The organism is Paenibacillus thiaminolyticus, assembly GCF_003591545.1.
In the GTDB taxonomy this organism is placed as follows: domain Bacteria; phylum Bacillota; class Bacilli; order Paenibacillales; family Paenibacillaceae; genus Paenibacillus_B; species Paenibacillus_B thiaminolyticus_A.
Genome location: NZ_QYZD01000015.1, coordinates 22781 through 41689 on the forward strand (window position 1 = coordinate 22781; position 18909 = coordinate 41689).

15 protein-coding genes are annotated in these 18909 nt (G+C 56.9%); 8 read left to right on the top strand and 7 right to left on the bottom strand.

The genetic code is table 11. The features are described 5' to 3' along the window. Nucleotides 1–13 precede the first annotated feature (13 nt). The 5 genes from DQX05_RS16645 to DQX05_RS16665 are packed head-to-tail and all read left to right on the top strand — an operon-like array spanning nt 14 to nt 6362. Nucleotides 14–709: a TadE/TadG family type IV pilus assembly protein gene (locus DQX05_RS16645; protein ID WP_119794667.1), complete on the top strand. Its 696-nt coding sequence runs from the start codon at nt 14–16 to the stop codon at nt 707–709. 22 nt (nt 710–731) lie between these two features. Continuing rightward, nucleotides 732–2984: an acyl-CoA cholesterol acyltransferase gene (locus tag DQX05_RS16650; protein ID WP_119794668.1), complete on the top strand. Its 2253-nt coding sequence runs from the start codon at nt 732–734 to the stop codon at nt 2982–2984. Further along, nucleotides 2941–3978 (top strand): TadE/TadG family type IV pilus assembly protein, encoded by a 1038-nt coding sequence (locus DQX05_RS16655; RefSeq protein WP_259392063.1) that lies wholly within the window; start codon nt 2941–2943, stop codon nt 3976–3978. The genes DQX05_RS16650 and DQX05_RS16655 overlap by 44 nt, the downstream gene beginning before the upstream one ends. Before the next feature lie 50 nt (nt 3979–4028). After that, nucleotides 4029–4550 (top strand): A24 family peptidase, encoded by a 522-nt coding sequence (locus DQX05_RS16660; protein ID WP_259392064.1) that lies wholly within the window; start codon nt 4029–4031, stop codon nt 4548–4550. 24 nt (nt 4551–4574) lie between these two features. Beyond that, nucleotides 4575–6362, top strand: a complete 1788-nt coding sequence (locus DQX05_RS16665) for a DUF6382 domain-containing protein (RefSeq protein WP_259392065.1) — start codon at nt 4575–4577, stop codon at nt 6360–6362. Nucleotides 6363–6731: 369 nt separating this feature from the next. On the opposite strand, the gene DQX05_RS16670 is transcribed toward DQX05_RS16665, so the two are convergent. The 7 genes from DQX05_RS16670 to DQX05_RS16700 all read right to left on the bottom strand — a co-directional run bounded on the left by DQX05_RS16670 (nt 6732) and on the right by DQX05_RS16700 (nt 14033). Beyond that, complete coding sequence (locus DQX05_RS16670) at nt 6732–7697, bottom strand: ABC transporter ATP-binding protein (RefSeq protein ID WP_119794671.1); 966 nt, start codon at nt 7695–7697, stop codon at nt 6732–6734. Then, nucleotides 7678–8676 carry an ABC transporter ATP-binding protein gene (locus DQX05_RS16675; RefSeq protein WP_119794672.1) on the bottom strand — a complete coding sequence of 333 codons (999 nt, stop codon included), beginning with the start codon at nt 8674–8676 and terminating at the stop codon, nt 7678–7680. The genes DQX05_RS16670 and DQX05_RS16675 overlap by 20 nt, the downstream gene beginning before the upstream one ends. 14 nt (nt 8677–8690) lie before the next feature. After that, on the bottom strand, nt 8691–9623 hold the full coding sequence (gene opp4C, locus DQX05_RS16680; protein ID WP_182914791.1) for an oligopeptide ABC transporter permease: 933 nt from the start codon (nt 9621–9623) through the stop codon (nt 8691–8693). 16 nt (nt 9624–9639) lie between these two features. Further along, nucleotides 9640–10593 (bottom strand): ABC transporter permease, encoded by a 954-nt coding sequence (locus tag DQX05_RS16685; RefSeq protein ID WP_119794673.1) that lies wholly within the window; start codon nt 10591–10593, stop codon nt 9640–9642. Between the two features lie 78 nt (nt 10594–10671). Next, entirely contained in the window at nt 10672–12384 is a 1713-nt protein-coding gene (locus DQX05_RS16690; protein WP_119794674.1) for an ABC transporter substrate-binding protein, read from the bottom strand. Nucleotides 12385–12673: 289 nt separating this feature from the next. Beyond that, the gene (locus DQX05_RS16695; protein WP_119794675.1) at nt 12674–13579 is read right to left on the bottom strand and encodes a TIGR01777 family oxidoreductase; all 906 of its coding nucleotides are present in this window, start codon (nt 13577–13579) and stop codon (nt 12674–12676) included. 40 nt (nt 13580–13619) lie between these two features. Beyond that, the gene (locus tag DQX05_RS16700; RefSeq protein WP_119794757.1) at nt 13620–14033 is read right to left on the bottom strand and encodes a DUF2621 domain-containing protein; all 414 of its coding nucleotides are present in this window, start codon (nt 14031–14033) and stop codon (nt 13620–13622) included. Between the two features lie 233 nt (nt 14034–14266). Here DQX05_RS16700 and DQX05_RS16705 point away from each other — a divergent pair, with 233 nt between their 5' ends. The 3 genes from DQX05_RS16705 to tkt all read left to right on the top strand — a co-directional run bounded on the left by DQX05_RS16705 (nt 14267) and on the right by tkt (nt 18903). After that, nucleotides 14267–15385, top strand: a complete 1119-nt coding sequence (locus DQX05_RS16705) for a deoxyribonuclease IV (protein WP_119794676.1) — start codon at nt 14267–14269, stop codon at nt 15383–15385. A 104-nt stretch (nt 15386–15489) separates the two neighbouring features. Next, on the top strand, nt 15490–16395 hold the full coding sequence (gene purU, locus DQX05_RS16710; RefSeq protein ID WP_119794677.1) for a formyltetrahydrofolate deformylase: 906 nt from the start codon (nt 15490–15492) through the stop codon (nt 16393–16395). A 489-nt stretch (nt 16396–16884) separates the two neighbouring features. Then, the gene (gene tkt / locus DQX05_RS16715; protein WP_119794678.1) at nt 16885–18903 is read left to right on the top strand and encodes a transketolase; all 2019 of its coding nucleotides are present in this window, start codon (nt 16885–16887) and stop codon (nt 18901–18903) included. The last annotated feature ends 6 nt before the right edge of the window (nt 18904–18909 follow it).

Sequence of the window (18909 nt, forward strand, 5' to 3'; positions counted from 1 at the left end):
AGGAGGAGCTGGCTTGAACACGAAGCTGCGCCGCTGGCTGCGTTCCGTTCAAGAGGAAGAAGGCTCAATGATCGTGGAAGCTTCGCTGATATTTCCCGTTATCTTCTACTGTACGCTGGCGATCTTGTTCTTCGCCATGATCATCTATCAGACGGTGCTGAGCTCGCATGCCGCGGCGCTGGCCGCGGAACGGGCGGCGGCCTTTTGGGACAATAGCCACAGGGAGGCGGTGAGCGGCGCTTATGACAAAGGACGGCATGACGGAATGTATTGGCGCCTGCTCGACGATCGGCTGTTGGATAAGGTGTTCGGGGGAGGCTTCGGCGGAGAGAACTATATGGTGCAGTTGCCTGCCGTCAATGCCGGCGGCTCACTTCCCGAACGGAAGCTGATGCGGGCCGCCAGACTGGTGCCTGAGGCCTTTCACGGGAAGATGAGTTACGAGAACGGCCTGCAGGATCGAAGAATTACCGCAGCTCTGAACAAGCCCCTGTATCATGTGATGTTACGGAACATGTCGGGAAGGGAGATCTCGAATGAGGGGCAGGCCGTATCGGCCGTCGTGGAGCCGGCAGAGTTCATTCGTGCGGTGGAGTTCGCGCGCTACATGGCAGGGAAGCTGAAGGAATGGAAAGGGCAAGGCGTTCCGACGGGGGAAGCGGAAGACATATTGAAGAAAGCGGCGGGACAGACTGCGGGACCGTCATGACAAGCAGAGGGGAGTGCTGCCTATGAATCGCAATCGGCTGAACCGATGGGCAAAGTGGATTTGTAAGGCAAAGGACGGATCGGTGTCAATATTGCTTGTATTTATTGTGGCTGCCATGTTCTTATTCACATCGGTGTTCATTGATTATGCCCGCATCGCAGCGGCTGAGTGGCGAATCGAGGCGTTGTCCCGGGCAGGCATCCGCTCAGTCATGTCCGCTTATGAGCCGGCACTGCAGGAGAGATACCAATTATTCGCATACGGAGCCACCGACCCGGCGCAGATATTGGACTATGTGATGCAGGATCACAATCAGCTGCGATCGACAGGCGTATTTCCTTGGGTTCCTCTGCTGTTGGACAGTCATTCGACATCGGTCACCCGCCCGCTTGCGGACTATGACGAGATGGAACGCCAGATATTGGAGGATATCAAATACAAAGCGCCGGTGCAATTTGTGTTCGAGCTGTCCGGCAAGCTCAAGCCAATGTCGGGAGTGTTGAAGGAAGCGGCCCAGGCGACAGAGCTGTTGGCGAAGCTGAAAAAGCTGGTTGATCGGAGGGACAAGGAGCTCTTGGCTGTCTTGAAGCTTCAGAAAAAATCCCGCGACGAGCTGAACCGCTCGGGAATTGACAAGGGAATAGCGGCCCATAGAAACGATATGATGGAGGATCGTCCCCTCGGCACGATTCGATCGGCGGCCGATATTGCAGCCCAATATGCTGATTATGCGGAGAAGAAGCGCGAAGATGACCGCAGGGGAGAGGACGAGGAACTGCAGCATCGAGATGATACGGATCGTTACGAGAAGGATTCGCGCGAGCATGCATGGAGCTTGCAGCGGGCGGTCTCCATGCATAATGGGAATCATGACCGCTGGCTCCGCGAAGCCGAAGCGCAATTGAAGGAAGCCAAGGCTTTCAACGAAGAGATGAAGCGGGTTATCGAAGAGGTGCGTTCCAGCCCAGACTATGCCGGCTATGACAGGGTAGGCCAATCGGATATTCCGGATGGGGGGACGATGGAGAATGACCAGCAGGTTGCAGATGCCATCAAAGAAATCAATGCTTCCGCCGAGCAATTGGTTATGCCTGATTCTTTCTTCGAGGAATGGAGCGGAGAGATCAATCGCCAGCAAGCGGTCATGTCTACGATCGATAACGCCGCCTCCGTCTTCCAACGCTTGGCGGACGGCATATCCGCTTACTCCACCTCTGCTTACACGCTGAAGGATAAGGGGAGAGAGCTGATGGAGGCTTACGAAACGTATGCTTCCGAGTTTATCCGGCCGCCAGGCAGCTATATCGAACGGAGAGAGGCCGCCATGATCAATCACCAAGGCAAGGATAAGGAGCGCAAGCGGGTAGAGAAGGAAGCGGACAAGGAATTGGACAAAGCGAAAAACTTGCTCTCTTCACTGTCTGAGCTGAAAAGCAAATTGCAGGAGCACCAAGCTGCTTTCGATGATGTCCGCCGCAAGATGGAAGCCATTGATGCACATAACCAATCGTCAACCGAGGCGCCTGCGGAACGAGCGGTCGGCGACGATGCCGTAGAGGAGAGCAAGCAATCCATGGATTCCGTTACCACGCTGTATGATCAAGCGGCGGACGGGTTCTTATCGCTGCGTGATCGTCTATACCGGAACGAATATGCCTATATGTACTTCACCTCCTATGACCCGCGGCAATTGAAATCATTGCTGGATTCAGGGAATCCGGGAGAGGAGGTTGTGAAGTCACTGGCCATAGCCAATCAGGAGCTGGAGTATATTCTGTACGGCTTTCACAATCCGATCGGCAATATTGCGTCCGCCTATGGAGAGATTTTTACGATGCGCCTCGCCATACGCACGATGGAAGGCATCGTGGAATTCGGCAAGCTCGGACATCCGCTGCTTATCCTGGCGTCAGCGATTCTTTACGGCATTCAGCAAGCGGTCCAGGATATGCTGCTGCTCGTTACGAAGAACGAGATTCCGATCTCCCGTTATTTGCCGGCGGTGAAGCTGAACTATGCCGATCACCTTCGCCTGTTCATGCTGGCTCATGGAAGCCGGGAAGGAATGCTGAAGCGGATGCTGGCGCTGATCCACTATAATACCGGAATCGATCCGGCTGCAAGGGGGACATATGGCGAGACGGAAGTCCGTCTCAGCACGCCGCTGTGGTTCCTGCCGGGATTGATGAAGCTGCTGGGCCATGCCGCACTATGGGACGGTGAGATCGAGAATGGGCGTTATTACGGGGTCAAGCGTTCCGTGTTCTCCTATTAAATGCAGACTCGCTCCGTCATCTCGACAGCGGGCGTGGTGCCGGATACCGCCCCGCAGCCTGTTCGGTGACAGGCGCGGAAGCATCACGGTTGAAGCGGCTTTGCTTCTGCCGATGGTGCTGCTCGTATTCATGTTCTTCGTGTTCATGATTCAGGCCGCCGTCATCGCGACGTCTCTGCAATCAACTGCCATGAATGCGGTGAAGCAGGTGTCCGCCCATTTGTATCCTGTCAGTCTGCTGGCCGTCCAGTCCGCAGGTGCGGATGGAGATCGTTCGGGGAAGCCGGGCAAGTGGCTGCCTCCGGCCCAGAGAATGAAGATGGCGGTGCAGGAATTCGGCCGTTCCTTCGGGAGCGAGCTGCCGAAGCCTGTCAGCGAATGGGTGCAGGACGGCACGGAGTGGGCTGCGCGGCAGGCGGAGGCGGTAGGGGAATGGGGCCAGGCTCGCCTCGCCGAGACGGTTATCAAGCCATTGCTTGTCCGGTATGGCGTTCAAGGCGTGCTGAGAGAGGAGCGGCTTCGGGTCACGCATGTGAAGCTGCCGGATCTGGATAAGAAGACCGATCCTTACTTCGCGATCGAGGTCGCTTATGATTTGCCGATGCGCGTTCCGTTCCTGAACACGACGCTGACGTTGTCCGCGCGAGCCGTGGAGCGAGTCTGGGTCGGAGACGGGCCGGCCCCGTCTGATTCGGGCAACGATTCGTCGAACAAGCCGGCGCCGGCCTTGGTGGAGCTGACGCCCGATCCGCTCCTTCCCGGCAGAAAAGCCCGGCTGATCGCCAAGGTTGAGCCGAATGAACGGGTGGAGCTGGTCATCTATTACAAGAGCGGCAAGAGCCAGGCGAAGCATGTCGGCTGGGCAACCGCCGACGCGGATGGGGTCGTTACGTGGGAATGGCATGTCTCGGGCAATACGACCACAGGAACATGGCGGCTGGCCGTGAAGACGGAGGACCGGCGAAGCGCCGAACGAGCTTTTGAGGTAAAATAACGGGTTCCGGCTGGAAGCGGACTGAAGCGGATGAGAGAAGGGAGAAAGCGATGAATACGATGAACGGTGCGATTTGGGCATGCGGGGTGCTGCTGCTCGCCGCGTTTGCTGCCGATGTGCGGACGCATAAAATACCGAATCGGCTGACGATGCTTGCCGCGGCCGCCGGGTTCATCATTCACGGTGCCGCGAATGGATGGCAGGGGCTTGCTTTTAGCGGTCTCGGAGCGGGATCCGGGTTCGGAATCATGCTGCTCCTGTACATCATGAAGGCCGTCGGGGCCGGGGATGTGAAGCTGTTTGCAGCCATTGGCGCACTGACGGGAATCTATTTGACTTGGCAAATCTTTATCTTTTCGATTTTATATGGCGGACTCATCGCGGCATGCATTATGCTATGCGGCCGCAGCAGGAAAATTCGTGGCTGGTGGTCTGCGCTGATGGGCAGTTGGCTGCTTCGCTCCTTAGCTCCCGTTCAGGCGGAAGCCGAGAGGCAGGCAACCTTTCCTTTCATGTGGGCCGTGCTGCCGGGAGCGCTAACGGCTTATCTGACGGTGCTCTCCCCCGCGTGATGACCCATTCGAGCAGGAAGGAGCGTGAGCCTCATTTACGGTTACCGGGTACAATTTATTCAGGAAGAAAGAATGGGCATGATGCTGACCCGCGATAATCCCGTTCCATCCGAAGCGCTGGATCCGTATCAAGCCAAGATGCTAACCTATAACCGGGTGCCGCATTTCCTTCGTCTAGATATCCGGGAACTCGATCTGGAGCTTTCTTTTGTTTATGATATCAGCGGCAAACGAATGCTTAAACAGGCTCTAAGAAGCATGCGAATGACTTCAAGTCAATATTTTGAGTGGATGCTGCAGTTGGTTCGAATTTTGGAGAATTGCCGGGCCTACATGCTTCATCCGGATCATGTGCTTCTGCATGAGGAATGCGTGTTTATCGACGAACAAGCCATGGACGGAGGATTGCATGTCGCTTATCTGCCGTTGCTGGAACCGCTGCAGCCGCGGGCGGGCATGGACGGTCTCCGCAGGCTGGGCATTCTGCTGTCCACCCATGTTACCCAGTGGAATGGAGACGGATTCCAGCGGGTGGTTCAATGCTTGTCCCAGGAGGATAATTCCCTTGCCGAGGTGCGGAAGCTGCTTCAATCCCTCATTGCCGGAACAAGCGGGATGGAAGCAGAACGCCCGGTCAGCCAACGGCTTCCCGAGGGGATGGCAAGCATGTCCTCGCCGGATGCAGGCACCGGTTGCTCAAGGTGGCCGGGGGACGATAATGAACGATCCGGTCCCATTCATGAATCGGCCGCTTCCGAACGTTTTCCGACTGCGGCGGGCGTCTCGGTCCATGAAGGAGCCGAGACAATCCGGGGAGAGGATGAGGATACTGTTCCGGGGACCAGGGGAACGCCCTCTGGCAAAAGCTATTATGCGGCGGGAGGCGCCGCCATCGTGACGGCAGCTCTGGCCTGGAGATATATCTATATGGACAATCCGGGCCTGAATACGCTGCTTATCTCGGTTGGAATCAGCGTGGGGGCCGTTACATTGGGGGCCGCCTGGATCGCGGGAATATTGTCCCGGATTCCGGGAATGCTCACCCGCCGGGAGAGCGACGCTTCATCTGTGGCGGAAGGACCGGAAGCTTCCTTACCTGGACAGCACGCCGGGGATGAATTGCTGCGGCCGGAATGGATGAAGCTGGAGCTCCAGGCTGGAGGCGAACCGTCTGCGGTGGATTGCGTTCACACGGCTGGGAAGCATGGCGTTCGCCTCGCTGCGCCGGATGCCGTTCGCCCGGGGGCGGAACGAGATCGCCAGCCACCGGAATATAACAACTTACCGCGGGTATCGGGCAATGAACAACTTTCAATGCCTGCTGGGTCGCGGATGGATTCCTTCTACGCTGAGTTGCCTATGCACACATCCTTGCTCGACTGTTCCGGCTCCGAAGCGACGGCCGTCCTTGGACCAAGGCCCGGTACCGATACGGACTTGCGAGAAGGGGAGCGCTTCGCGCCTTATTTGCAGCGGTTTTGCGGGTTTGGAGGGCTAGGTGAAAGCGCGGGAGCCGGAGGGATAGGCATTCCGAAGGAAGCGGTAGCCGCCGTTGAACGAATCTCGCTAGCCTTTCCCTTCGTGATTGGCCGCTCGAAACAAGGGGTGCAGTGGCGTGAAGCCGGTGCGGGCGTATCGAAGCATCACTGTGAGCTGGTTCAGGATGACGATGGCACAGTGGTGATTCGCGATCTCGGATCGCGCAACGGAACCGAGCTGGAGGGGGAGCCGATTATTCCCTATAAGCTGTATCCATTGCAGAGCGGGGATCGCTTTTCGGTTGCCGGTACGGTATTTCAGTTTCATTGCTGAACTTGACCAGGGTAAAGCGGACAGACATTTTATGTCTCGTTTTTTCAGATGGAGGAATGAATATAAGGGCTGATGCTCACTTGATTATGACGGAAGGAGAGATGAGTTCTTTGTTCACTCAGGTGGATAAAAGGCGAGTTTGTCTATACAAAGGCGGACAAGGAGGAGGATATTGTTCCCAGGGATGGATGTCCATATATAGCGGTTAGGGTGAATATCGGTTTCATATATAGGGGTGTGGCGCCAAAATAGAATAGCTCTCTCTTAAAAAAAGTCCACTATTTGAAAGATATTCTTCACCATTTTCCACAGTTTTCTACAGTTGGAGGGCAGAAGAGGGAGGAGGATTCCCCCTTTCCCTCTGTCTGCTCAGATGAGGTGGCATGCTGCATAATGCTGGCTGCCCACTTCCCGGAACAGGGGCGTCTCCTGACGGCATATGTCCTTGGCGGCCGGGCAGCGGGTGTGGAATTTGCATCCGGAGGGGGGATTGACCGGACTCGGGATGTCACCGCGGAGCACGATCCGCGACCGCTTGCGCTTCGGATCGGGGATCGGGATGGCCGACAGCAGCGCCTGGGTATACGGATGGAGCGGTTGGCGGAACAGTTCGTCCCGCGGCGCAAGCTCGACAAGCGAGCCCAAGTACATGACGCCGATCCGGGAGCATAAATGCTCGACGACGCTCAGATCATGCGAGATGAACAGATAGGTCAGTCCTCTCTCTTCCTGCAGCTGGCGGAACAGATTGAGAATCTGCGCCTGTATGGACACATCTAGCGCGGATACCGGCTCATCAGCGACAATGAAGCGGGGCTGCAGGATGATAGCCCGGGCGATGCCGATCCGCTGGCGCTGCCCCCCGGAAAATTCATGGGGGTACCGGTCATAATGATAGGCCGCCATGCCGCATACGGACAGGATGTCCTCCACCCGATCCCGAAGATCTTCCTTGGCGGCCAGCCCGTGCTGCAGAAGCGCCTCGCCGATCGCATCGCCGATGCGCATTCGCGGATTCAGCGAGCTGTACGGATCCTGGAAGATGAACTGCAGCTCGGGGCGCAGCCGGCGCATGTCCGTACGGGACAACTGATGGATGTCGGTCCCTTGATACCGGACATCGCCGGCGGTCTTGTCGGTCAGCCGCAGGATAGCGCGCCCGGCCGTACTCTTGCCGCTGCCGGATTCGCCGACGAGGCCGAACGTCTCGCCCGGGTAGATCGAGAAGCTGATATCATCGACCGCCTTGACGTAGTTAACGGTGCGGTTGAACAGGCCTGCGCGAACGGGATAATATTTTTTCAGGCGGTCAACTTCAATCAATGCTTCGCTCATGGCGTTCCTCCCCTTCCCCGTACAGCCAGCAGGCGACATGATGATCCGGCGCTGTGCGGCGCAATTCGGGATGGGCTGTCCGGCATGCTTCCGTCCGCTGATCGCAGCGGTCATAGAAATAGCAGGACGAGCCCAGCTCCAGCGGATTGGGTACCTGGCCCGGTATCGAATAGAGCATCTTCCGCCGCTGATGCAGCACCGGCTTGGATCGGAGCAGCCCCTGGGTGTACGGATGCTGAGGGTGATCGAACAGCTCCTCGACCGGGGCCTCCTCCACGATTTTGCCGGCGTACATGACGACGACATAGTCCGCCATCTCGGCCACGATGCCCAGATCATGCGTAATCAGCAGGATCGCTGTCTGCATCTCCTCCTTCACCTGATGCAAAATATCGAGAATTTGCGCCTGGATGGTGACATCGAGGGCTGTAGTCGGTTCGTCGGCGATGAGCAGGCGGGGGCCGCACGCCAAAGCGGTCGCGATCATGACACGCTGCAGCATTCCGCCGCTTAACTCATGCGGATAGGCGTTCAAGATGGCTTCAGCCCGGGGAATGCCGACGAGTTGGAGCAGCTCAACCGCCTTGGCCCGTGCAGCGGCCTCCTTCAGATGAAGATGCTCCCGCAGCGGTTCGGTCATCTGTTTGCCGATGGTCAGCACCGGATTCATGGCCGACATCGGCTCCTGGAATACGATGGCGATCTCGTTGCCGCGCAGCCGCCGCAGCTGCTCCTTGCTCCAATGCCTGATGTCCTGGCCGTCGAAGCGGATTTCGCCGGAGACGACTCGCCCTGACGGCTCGGGAAGCAGCCCCATAACCGACATCGCGGTCACGCTTTTGCCGCAGCCCGATTCCCCGACGACGCAGACCGTCTCTCCTTCCTTGATGCGCAGGCTGACATCATCGACGGCTTTGACGATGCCTTCCCCTGTATAGAAATAAGTGCTTAACTTCCGGATGTCGAGCAGTGCATTCATGAGCTACCCTCCTCTTATCGCTTTTGCTTCGGATCGAGCGCGTCCCGCAAACCGTCTCCGAAGATGTTGATGGACATGACCGTGACGAAGATGGCCAATCCCGGCGGGATCCAGAGCCAAGGCCGCTTCTCGAAATCGATGATCGAATTCGCGGCATCGATCATATTGCCCCATGTCGGGGTGGGTGGCATAACGCCGAGGCCGAAGTAGCTGAGCACCGATTCGCTCAGAATCGCTCCGCCCGTGCTGAGCGTCGCCACGACGATTAACAGAGGGAACAGATTCGGCAGGAGATGGTGGAACAGCTTGCGGCGATCGTTCAGACCGAGCGCCTCCGCTGCCTGCATGAAGTCCCGTTCCCGCAGGCTGAGCAGTTCTCCGCGCACGAGCCGGGCGAGCCCCGGCCATCCGACGAGGCTGAGCATCAGCATGACGATGTATAGCCGGTAGTCGGTCGGCACCTTCCATTCGGACAGAATGGCGCCGATAATGAACAGCAGCGGCAGGCCGGGAATGGTCATCAGCAGATCCGCGGTTCGCATAATCAACTGATCGACCATGCCGCGGTAATAGCCTGCGATCGCGCCGAGCACGGTGCCGATAAGGACCGACAGCACCATGGAGGCCAGCCCGACCGTCAAAGAGATGCGTCCGGCCTGCAGCAGACGGGTGAGCACATCGCGGCCCAAATGATCAGTCCCGAGCCAGTGTGCCGCGCTGGGTGACTGATTCATGACGGCCAGATTCACTTTGCCTGCCGCATAGGGCGAGAAGAGGGGACCGATGAAGCAGCCCGCGAACATGAAGGCAATGACCGCCAACCCGCTTAGCGCCAGCTTGTTGTGCTGCAGCTGCTGGAGCGACTGGCTCCAGATCGAGGGTCTTGCCGCTGACTGAGCGACGGAACGCCGGCCCGATAATTTCCCTGTCATCGATAAATTGGTCATGATCGATTCCTCCTTCCTACAGCCGAACGCGTGGATCGGCGACACGATACAGCAAGTCAGACAGCAAGGTCCCGATAACGGTCAGGATTGCGATGAGCATCGTGAAGCCCATGAGCAAGGGATAATCCCGCATGGTGAACGACTGCATGTATAACTGCCCGATTCCTGGCCAGTTGAAGATTTTCTCTAAAATCAGCGATCCGCCGAACAGCCCCGGCAGCTCGAAGCCGATGAGCGTAATGGCCGGCAGCATCGCATTCCGCAACGCATGGCGGTACAGAATCACCCGCTCCTTTATTCCTTTGGCCCGCGCGGTGCGAACGTAGTCCTGCTTCATCGCTTCGAGCATATGCGTCCTGAAATATCGGGTCAGCCCGCCCGTCCCAAGCAGCGTCATCACCATGACGGGCAGGAACATATGATGCGCGACTTCCATAATGTAGGCCAGCCCGGTCGCATTGCTTCCGGTCGTAATCATGCCCCCTGGCGGAAGCAGCTTGGCATCGACCGCCAGCAGCTTAATGAGGAACAGCCCGATGAAGAACACCGGCACGGACATGGCGGCGAAGATGCTGATCGTCACGATCCGATCGAACCATGAAGATTGCTTATAGGCGCTTAGGACGCCGATAATGACGGCGATGAACCAGGTCAGGAACGTAGAAGCGGCCGCGAGCAGGAAAGAGTTCCAAATATATTGGCTGAACAAGGTGGTGATCGGCTGCTGGTGCTGAAGAGAATAACCGAAATCCCCTTTCAGAACCTTGCCGATCCAGATGAGATAACGCTCGATAATCGGCTTATTCAGACCGTACATTTCTTTCAGCTCCAGCTTGCGCGCTTGAGTCAGATTCATGTCGTTGTCGACGAAATCGCCCGGTGTCAGCGCGTACAGCGCAAAAATAAGGACGGATGCGCCCAGCAGCGTAAGCAGCATGTACAGCGTTCTTCTCAGCAAATACGTGCCCAATGGATGCGCCCCCTTTGGCTAAAGATGAATCCCGCCCGCCTGCTTCGGCGCCGCGGTGGCATCAGGCGGGATGCTTTTCTATTCGATGCGGATCGACGGCAGACTCGTGGCGATGCCCCGGTACGGATTCGGCTCGAGTCCCTGAATCCGGGCGTTATAGGCATAGAGCAGCTTCGAATAGCTGTAAAAAATGTACGGCGGATCCTCGTTCAGCTCCTGATACAGCTTTTTATAAATCTCCTTCCGCTTGTCGGTATCCAACGTTCCCAAACCTTCCTGAATGAGCTTGTCGACGGTCGGATTGGAGTAGCCTTTGGCCTCCTCCGTGGAGAAATCAGCCACCCCGTATGCCGGATCGATGATCATTGCCGTCGAGAAGCTGGCGAGATCGTAATCTCCTCCCTCGACCTTGGCCCGCAGCGAGTTGAAGTCGGCGAACTGCTCCGGCTCGAATTGGATGCCGATCGCTTCATAGTTTTCTTTGGCGATCGCGATGAAGGCGTCGCTGTTTTTGCTCTTGGAGGACAGATAGCGGATGATCAGCTTTTGCCCGTCTTTTTCCCGGATGCCTTGAGCCCCGGCTTTCCAGCCCGCTTCCTCCAGCAATTGCTTCGCTTTGTCCGGATCATAGTCGTACGGGTTGATGCCCTCTTCCGTATAAGCCCAGGAGGTAGGAGAGACCGGCACATTGGCGACTTGAGCGGATCCTTGCGACACGCCTTCGACGATCGTCTTGCGATCCAGTCCATAGATGAGTGCTTGGCGAACCTTTTTATCCTTCAAATAAGGCTTCCCGTGGTTAAATGCGATATAGCCGTAAGCGCTGGAGGTATTCAACTGCAGATTGACGAAGCCGAGCCGCTGAAGCTTCTCCAGATTATCCTGTGTCGCCGCGAAGGAAGCGAAGTCCTGCTCGCCCGTCTCCAGGAACTGGAACGTGTCGCCCTCGGTCGTCTTGTAAATGAACCGCTCGACCTGCGGCTTCCCGGCAAAGTAATGCTCGTTCGCAATAAACCGGATTTCCTGCCCCGGCAGATGCTTCTCCAGCTTGTATGGGCCTGCGCCCACCGGCTTCGCATGAAGCTCGCGAATATAGTCGAGATGGCCGGGCACGTAGTCTTTCCCATAATAGGCCTTCGACAGCACCATGCCGCCAAGGGTCAGCAGTGCGGTCGCGTTCACTTGCTCTGTCGTGATCTCAATGGTCAACGGATCGATGACCCGAATGCCTTCGATCGTATCGGCCTTGCCCTCCTTGTAAGCCTGCCCGCCTTTGATATGCGTCTGGAAAATGTCCGTGCCCCCGTCATAGGACTTGTCGTGCAGAATCGTGAGCGTAAAGGCGACATCGTCTGCAGTCAGCGGCGAACCGTCGCTGAACTTCAATCCTTTGCGCAGCGTGTACGTATACGTAAGCTGGTCAGGAGATATCTCCCACTTCTCTGCCAGCAGCGGAATAGGGAGTCCCGTCTTGTCGACCGTGACCAGCGGAGCGAACAGGACGGATGCGACATTGCCGTCATAGCCGCTCTGGTGGAAATGCGGCGTGAACGCGCCGCTTGGGTCGATCAAGCCGGCGACAAAAGTATCGCTGCGCTTCTTGGCTGCTTCCGGCAGCTTGCTGATATCTGAAGCGGGAATCACATCGGTGCCCAAATGTTGAACGCTCGTGCTGACGGGAGCGGCGGCGGCAGACTCCTTGCCGGAAGCGGCAGGCGACTGGTCCCCGCAGCCTGCGAGCAGGCCTCCAATAAGGGACAGCAGGACGAGCGAGCGGATTAATTTGGCCATGAATGAAATACCTCCTGAGCGATGAGATGGAAAATCATTGAAATGTAAGCCAAATTTTAATTAATCCGATCGGATAAGTCAACATTAAAAGTTGAATTCATTTTGGGTAAAAGTAGCCACCTATCAGGAAGAGGCAGGGAGACGCCAATGCAAAAAACGGCGTCTGTCTCAAGGACAGGCACCGTTTATGATGTGGCATGAGCTCGGTATGCCGTATTGCGATGGCAATCATTCAGCTCGAAACGCTGTATAGAAGATCGCAGAATGCAAAAAAACGTAGGGTTTGCGTTTACTCGTCCCGCAGCGCCCGCAATGCTTCATCCAGTTCCCCGTAACGGAAGGTGAAGCCGGCGTTCAAGGCGGCGGCCGGATAGACATGCTGCCCTTCCAGTATCAGCATCGACATCTCGCCGAGCGCTAGCTTGAGCGCCCAGGCGGGAGCGGGGAACCAGTGCGGACGGCGATAGACGGCGCCCAGCTTCCGGCCGAATTCATCGTTCGTCACCGCATTCGGAGCGCTTGCATTGACGGGACCGGACAGGGACGGTTCCTGCACGGCATAATCGATCAGACGCACCATATCGTCGATATGAATCCAGGAGAAAGGCTGGCGGCCGCTGCCGATTTTGCCGCCGAAGCCGAGCTTGTAGGGCAATGTCATGAGCGGAAAGACGCCGCCGTCATTGGAGAGCACGGGGGCGATGCGGAGCTTGACGCGCCGTTCGGCGGGAATCGCGTCAGCCGCTGCCTCCCATTGCCGGATGACATCCGACAAAAAATCTTGCCCCGCAAGCGGGATCTGTTCGTCGAAGACCGCCGTCTCGGACGAGCCGTAGCCCGAGCTGCCGGAGGCATTGATGAGCAGGGGGAGCTTGCGAGGCTGCTGCTCCGCCCATTCCGCCAGTCTGCGGGCAGGCACGATGCGCGAAGCGACGATCCGGTTCTTCGCTGTCACGGTCCACCGTTGGCTGATCGTCTCGCCAGCCAGATTGACCACCACGTCGACGTCGCTGCAGCTTGGGGGAAGAGTCTCCAGTTCGGACCAACTGACCACATGAACATGCGGATGGGTCTCCTTGGCCCGCAGCTTCGTGCGGGAACGCGACAGAATAATGACTTCATGTCCTTGGTCCAGCCATGCTTTGTACAGCGCTTTCCCGATCAGTCCGGTTCCGCCGCTAATCATGATTTTCAAGCCAATCCCCCCCTCGAACGGATGCTCCGGCGACAGCCGGCTACTTGTTCAACAGATGCCGGTATGGACTGTAGTCGATGTTGTTTTTGTCCAGGTAGCGGACGAGGCTGCGGTAATCGCGCTTCGGCGTCGCCATAATATATCCCTTAATGCAGTGATCACGGGTTACTTCGTTGGCACCGCTCTCAATCGCGACTTCGCCGATCTTGGCGGCGATGGAATGACGCGCGATATCGCGGAACGGCTTCGGAACCGGGGCGACGAGCATATCCAGGAACGTCTTCGTATCTTCCGTCCACAGCTCCCGGCTTCGCTCCACCCAGTAATTTTGCCAGTCGAGCTTGGACATCCCGTCGCTCTTTGGCAGCACTTTAAGAAATTTGCGGAACATGAAAAATCCGCCGATCGCCATGAGTCCAAGTAGAACGAAAGTCCAGAACGCGATAGAATTCATGAACCACGTGTTAGGCGCATCGGCCGCCAGTGGTAAATAGAAGAAAGAATGCACACCAATTCACCTCACCGGATGATAATCTAATCGCTTTGCGCGCTTATTTTTCCTAAGTTTCGTTCCGAAATCAGCCTTATATGAACATGAAACGATAGCTATAGAAATTATACCGCATTCCTAGATTTATTTCGATAATCCTTGTAGAATAAGGGAAATGATTTGAGAGGAGAGAACGTATGCTGAAGATTGGTTCTCATGTATCCTTTTCCGAAAAAGGGCTGTTGACGGCGACGAAGGAAGCGATAAGCTATGGCTCCAGCTCGTTCATGATATATACCGGAGCGCCTCAAAATACGCGGCGCAAGCCGATAGACAAGCTGTTCATCGAGGAAGGCAGGGAATTGATGAACAAGCACGGCATCGACGAGATCGTGGTCCATGCGCCTTATATTATCAATCTCGGATCATATAAGCCCGCGACGTTCGAATTGGCCGTATCATTCCTGCAGGATGAGATTCACCGCACGGATTGCATCGGCGTAAATAATATCGTGCTTCATCCGGGCGCCTATACGGACAGGGATGCGGAATATGGAATTAACCGCATTGCGGAGGGCTTGAATGAAGTGCTGCGGAACACGAAGGAGACGAACGTGAACATCGCGTTGGAGACGATGGCGGGCAAGGGCACAGAGATTGGCCGCAGCTTCGAGGAGATCGCGGCGATTATTGACAAGGTCGAGGATAACGGCCGCCTGACTGTCTGTCTCGACACCTGCCACATCCATGATGCCGGCTATGATATCGTCAACGATCTGGACGGCGTGCTGGAGGAGTTCGACCGCGTAGTCGGACTGGGCCGCATCGCTGTCGTTCATATCAATGATAGCAAAAATCCGACCGGGGCAGGTAAAGACCGCCATGCGCCTATCGGGGCGGGCTATCTCGGCTTCGACGCGATTCGCAATGTCGTGCAGCATGAAGCGCTGCTCGGCAGACCGTTCATTCTGGAGACGCCATGGATCGGCAAAGATCCGAAGCAGCAGCGCCCAATGTACGAGGCGGAGATCGCGTTCCTGCGCGGCGACGCCAAGGAACGCTTCGGCGAAGAGTTCTGGGCGGACGTTGAGCGGATGCGTCACTTCTTCGAGAAGCAGGATGTCGATTCCCGTGACTTCGTGCTCGAAACATGGAATGTGCTCAAAAACGACGCCAAGGCGAAGAAGGCCGATCCGCGCGAGCCGATGGAGCGGCTGTACGATATGATCGTCGATGCGGACCTGCTGCAGGAGCGGACGGAAGAAGAGATCAATCAACGTATTACCGCATGGTATACGGGACAAGCTGCGGAATAGCGCTTGCGGGCCCCGCGGGCCGCGATGGACGATAGCGATGCCCAGATATAGAAATGCAGATAGAGAAGATAGACCAATTTTGGAGCAGTGGAGGACATAGGCTAATGAAGCACCAGCATACGATGGTTCACGCCCGCGAGCAGGCTGGCGAGAACACACGGAACCGCGCGCGCATGCTTATCTCCTGCCCGGACCGGGCGGGGATCGTCGCGGCGGTATCGCGCTTCCTGTACGAGCATGAAGCGAATATCGTCCAGTCGGATCAATATACATTGGATCCGGAGGGAGGCATGTTCTTCATGCGGATCGAGTTCGATATGGCCGGCTTGGATCGGCGGTTGCCGCAGATGGAGGAGGACTTCCGCGTCATCGCGGAAGAATTCAAGATGGAGTGGCGCTTTTCGCGGGTCAGCCAGAAGAAGCGGTTGGCGATTTTTGTATCGAAGGAGGATCATTGCCTCGTCGAGCTTCTCTGGCAGTGGCAGGCCGGCGATCTGGATGCCGAGATTGCAATGGTCGTAAGCAATCATCCGGACATGCGGGAATACGTGGAATCCTTCGGCATTCCGTACGTGCATATTCCGGTCACACCGGACAATAAGCCGGAAGCGGCACGGCTCCAATTAGAAGCGGTGGATGGGAAGGCCGATCTGATTATATTGGCCCGCTACATGCAGATCATCGCTCCGGAATTCATCGAACGGTACCCGAACCGGATTATTAATATCCACCATTCCTTCCTGCCCGCCTTTATCGGAGGCAAGCCTTATCAGCAGGCCTACGTGCGAGGCGTGAAGCTGATCGGCGCGACAGCGCATTATGTGACGGAGGAGCTGGACGGCGGACCGATTATCGAGCAGGACGTAGAGCGGGTAACCCATCGCGCCGACGTGAACGAGTTGAAGCGAATGGGGCGCACGATCGAGCGCGTCGTCCTCGCTCGGGCTGTCCATTGGCATATTGAAGACCGGATTTTGGTGCACCAGAACAAGACGGTCGTTTTCAGTTAAAGTGGTAGTTCAAAAAGTCCGCTTTTGATCACGAAGTTATTGAGGAAGTAACTCGGCATCGAATCTTGCATTCACTCTCGAAGTCCGCTGCTCATGTAGTCTCGCCTACACTGCGCTGCTCCTTCTTCGAATTCAAGCAACCTTCTCGGTGCTGAAAACCAGCCTTTTTGAACATCATTTAAAATGCGATAGTCAACGGCAACGCCCTTCGCTGCAGAAGGGCGTTGTGGCATTTGGGCCCGGCCTGCCTCAGCGGCCGCCTGAATGCAGATCCGGGAATCGAACCATAATAGAAGGGGCATCGGTCCTTTATGGAAATGATTTCATTCCGGCTGCAGGCGGCTTTTCGTCATGTAAAAAAGTGGCGTCGAAGCAAGAGTAATGGTACAATAAATCAAATGCATATAAGGACAAGCTGAGCGAGGGCGGGCGAATTACCGCGGCCGCTCGTTCGCTTGGACATAGAAGGATATGAGGAGGAAATCAGCAATGACTGTCAACCAAGCGCAATTGGACACGCTCTCTGTAGCAGCCATCCGAACTCTGGCTATCGATGCGATCGAAAAAGCAAAGTCGGGACATCCGGGAATGCCGATGGGGGCTGCACCGATGGGTTATCAGCTGTTCGCGAAAGAGATGACGCATAACCCAACCAATCCGACATGGATTAATCGTGACCGCTTTGTATTGTCCGCGGGCCACGGATCGATGCTGCTCTACGGATTGCTTCATCTGAGCGGCTATGATCTTCCGATGGATGAACTCAAGCAGTTCCGCCAATGGGGCAGCAAGACGCCGGGGCATCCTGAGTTCGGCCATACAGCAGGGGTAGACGCGACGACGGGGCCGCTGGGCCAAGGCATCGCCATGGCTGTCGGCATGGCCATGGCCGAGGCGCAAATGGGAGCCACTTACAATCGTGACGGTTATTCAGTCATTGACCATCATACCTTCGTCATCTGCGGCGATGGGGACATGATGGAAGGCGTGGCCAGCGAGGCGGCTTCTCTAGCCGGCCATCTGAAATTGGGCAAACTAATCGTGCTGTACGATTCCAATAATATTACGCTGGACGGGGGAGCAGACCTGTCCTTCAGCGAGAATGTGCGCCAGCGCTATGAAGCGTACGGCTGGCAGACGCTGCTGGTCGAGGACGGCAACGATCTCGACGCGCTTGCGCGTGCAGTGGCACAGTCCAAGCAAGCAGCGGATAAGCCGACGCTTATCGAAGTGAAGACGGTGATCGGCTACGGCAGCCCGAACAAGCAAGGCAAGGGCGGCCATGGCGGAACCCACGGTTCCCCGCTCGGCGCGGAGGAAGCGAAGCTGACGAAGGAATTCTACCAATGGGAGCATGAAGATTTCTTCGTGCCGGAAGAAGTATACCAAAATTTCGAAGAGAATGTGAAGAACAAGGGAATCCAGGCGAACGAAGCTTGGGATCGCATGTTCGGGCAATATAAGCAGGCGTATCCGGAATTGGCCGCTCAGTTCGAGACGGCGGTGAAGGGCGAGCTTCCTGCGAATTGGGATGCAGAATTGCCGGCTTACACGACAGCGGACAAGCCAGTATCGACACGCGTCGCTTCCGGCAACGCGCTCAACGGCTTGGCAGGCAATGTGCCGCATCTGACGGGCGGTTCGGCGGATCTGGAGAGCTCCACGATGACGCATCTCAAAGGCTTGCCGGTATACCGTCCGGGCCAATATGACGGCCGCAACATTTACTTCGGCGTTCGCGAGTTCGCGATGGCGGCAGCCATGAACGGTATGGCGCTGCACGGCGGCGTGAAGGTATTCGGCGGCACGTTCTTCGTGTTCACGGATTACCTCCGTCCGGCGGTTCGCCTGTCTGCCTTGATGCAGCTTCCGGTCACCTACGTGCTGACGCATGACAGCATCGCGGTAGGCGAAGACGGACCGACGCATGAGCCGATCGAACAGCTGGCTTCCGTTCGCATCATACCGGGCTTGACGGTGATCCGTCCGGCAGATGGCAACGAGACATCGGCTGCCTGGGCGTATTCGATGGAGAACCGTTCGAATCCGGTCGTGCTCGTCCTGACGCGTCAGAACCTGCCGATTCTGGATACGTCGGCAGAGCGTGCGCGCGAAGGCGTGGCCCGCGGCGCGTATGTCGTCAGCGACGCGGCGAACGGCCAGCCGCAGGCGCAAATTATCGCGACGGGCTCCGAAGTGCAATTGGCTGTGCGCGCGCAGCAAGCGCTGGCGGAAGAAGGCATCCACGTTCGCGTCATCAGCATGCCGAGCTGGGATCTGTTCGAGAAGCAGCCGCAGGAATACAAGGATTCCGTCCTGTTGCCGAGTGTCAAAGCCCGCCTGGCGGTGGAAATGGCTCATCCATTCGGATGGGAGCGCTATGTCGGCGATCAAGGCGACATCCTGGGCATCTCGACGTTCGGCGCATCCGCGCCTGGCGACCGTGTCATGGCCGAATATGGCTTCACGGTAGAGAATGTTGTCAGCCGCGTGAAGGCGCTGCTGTAAGAGCAA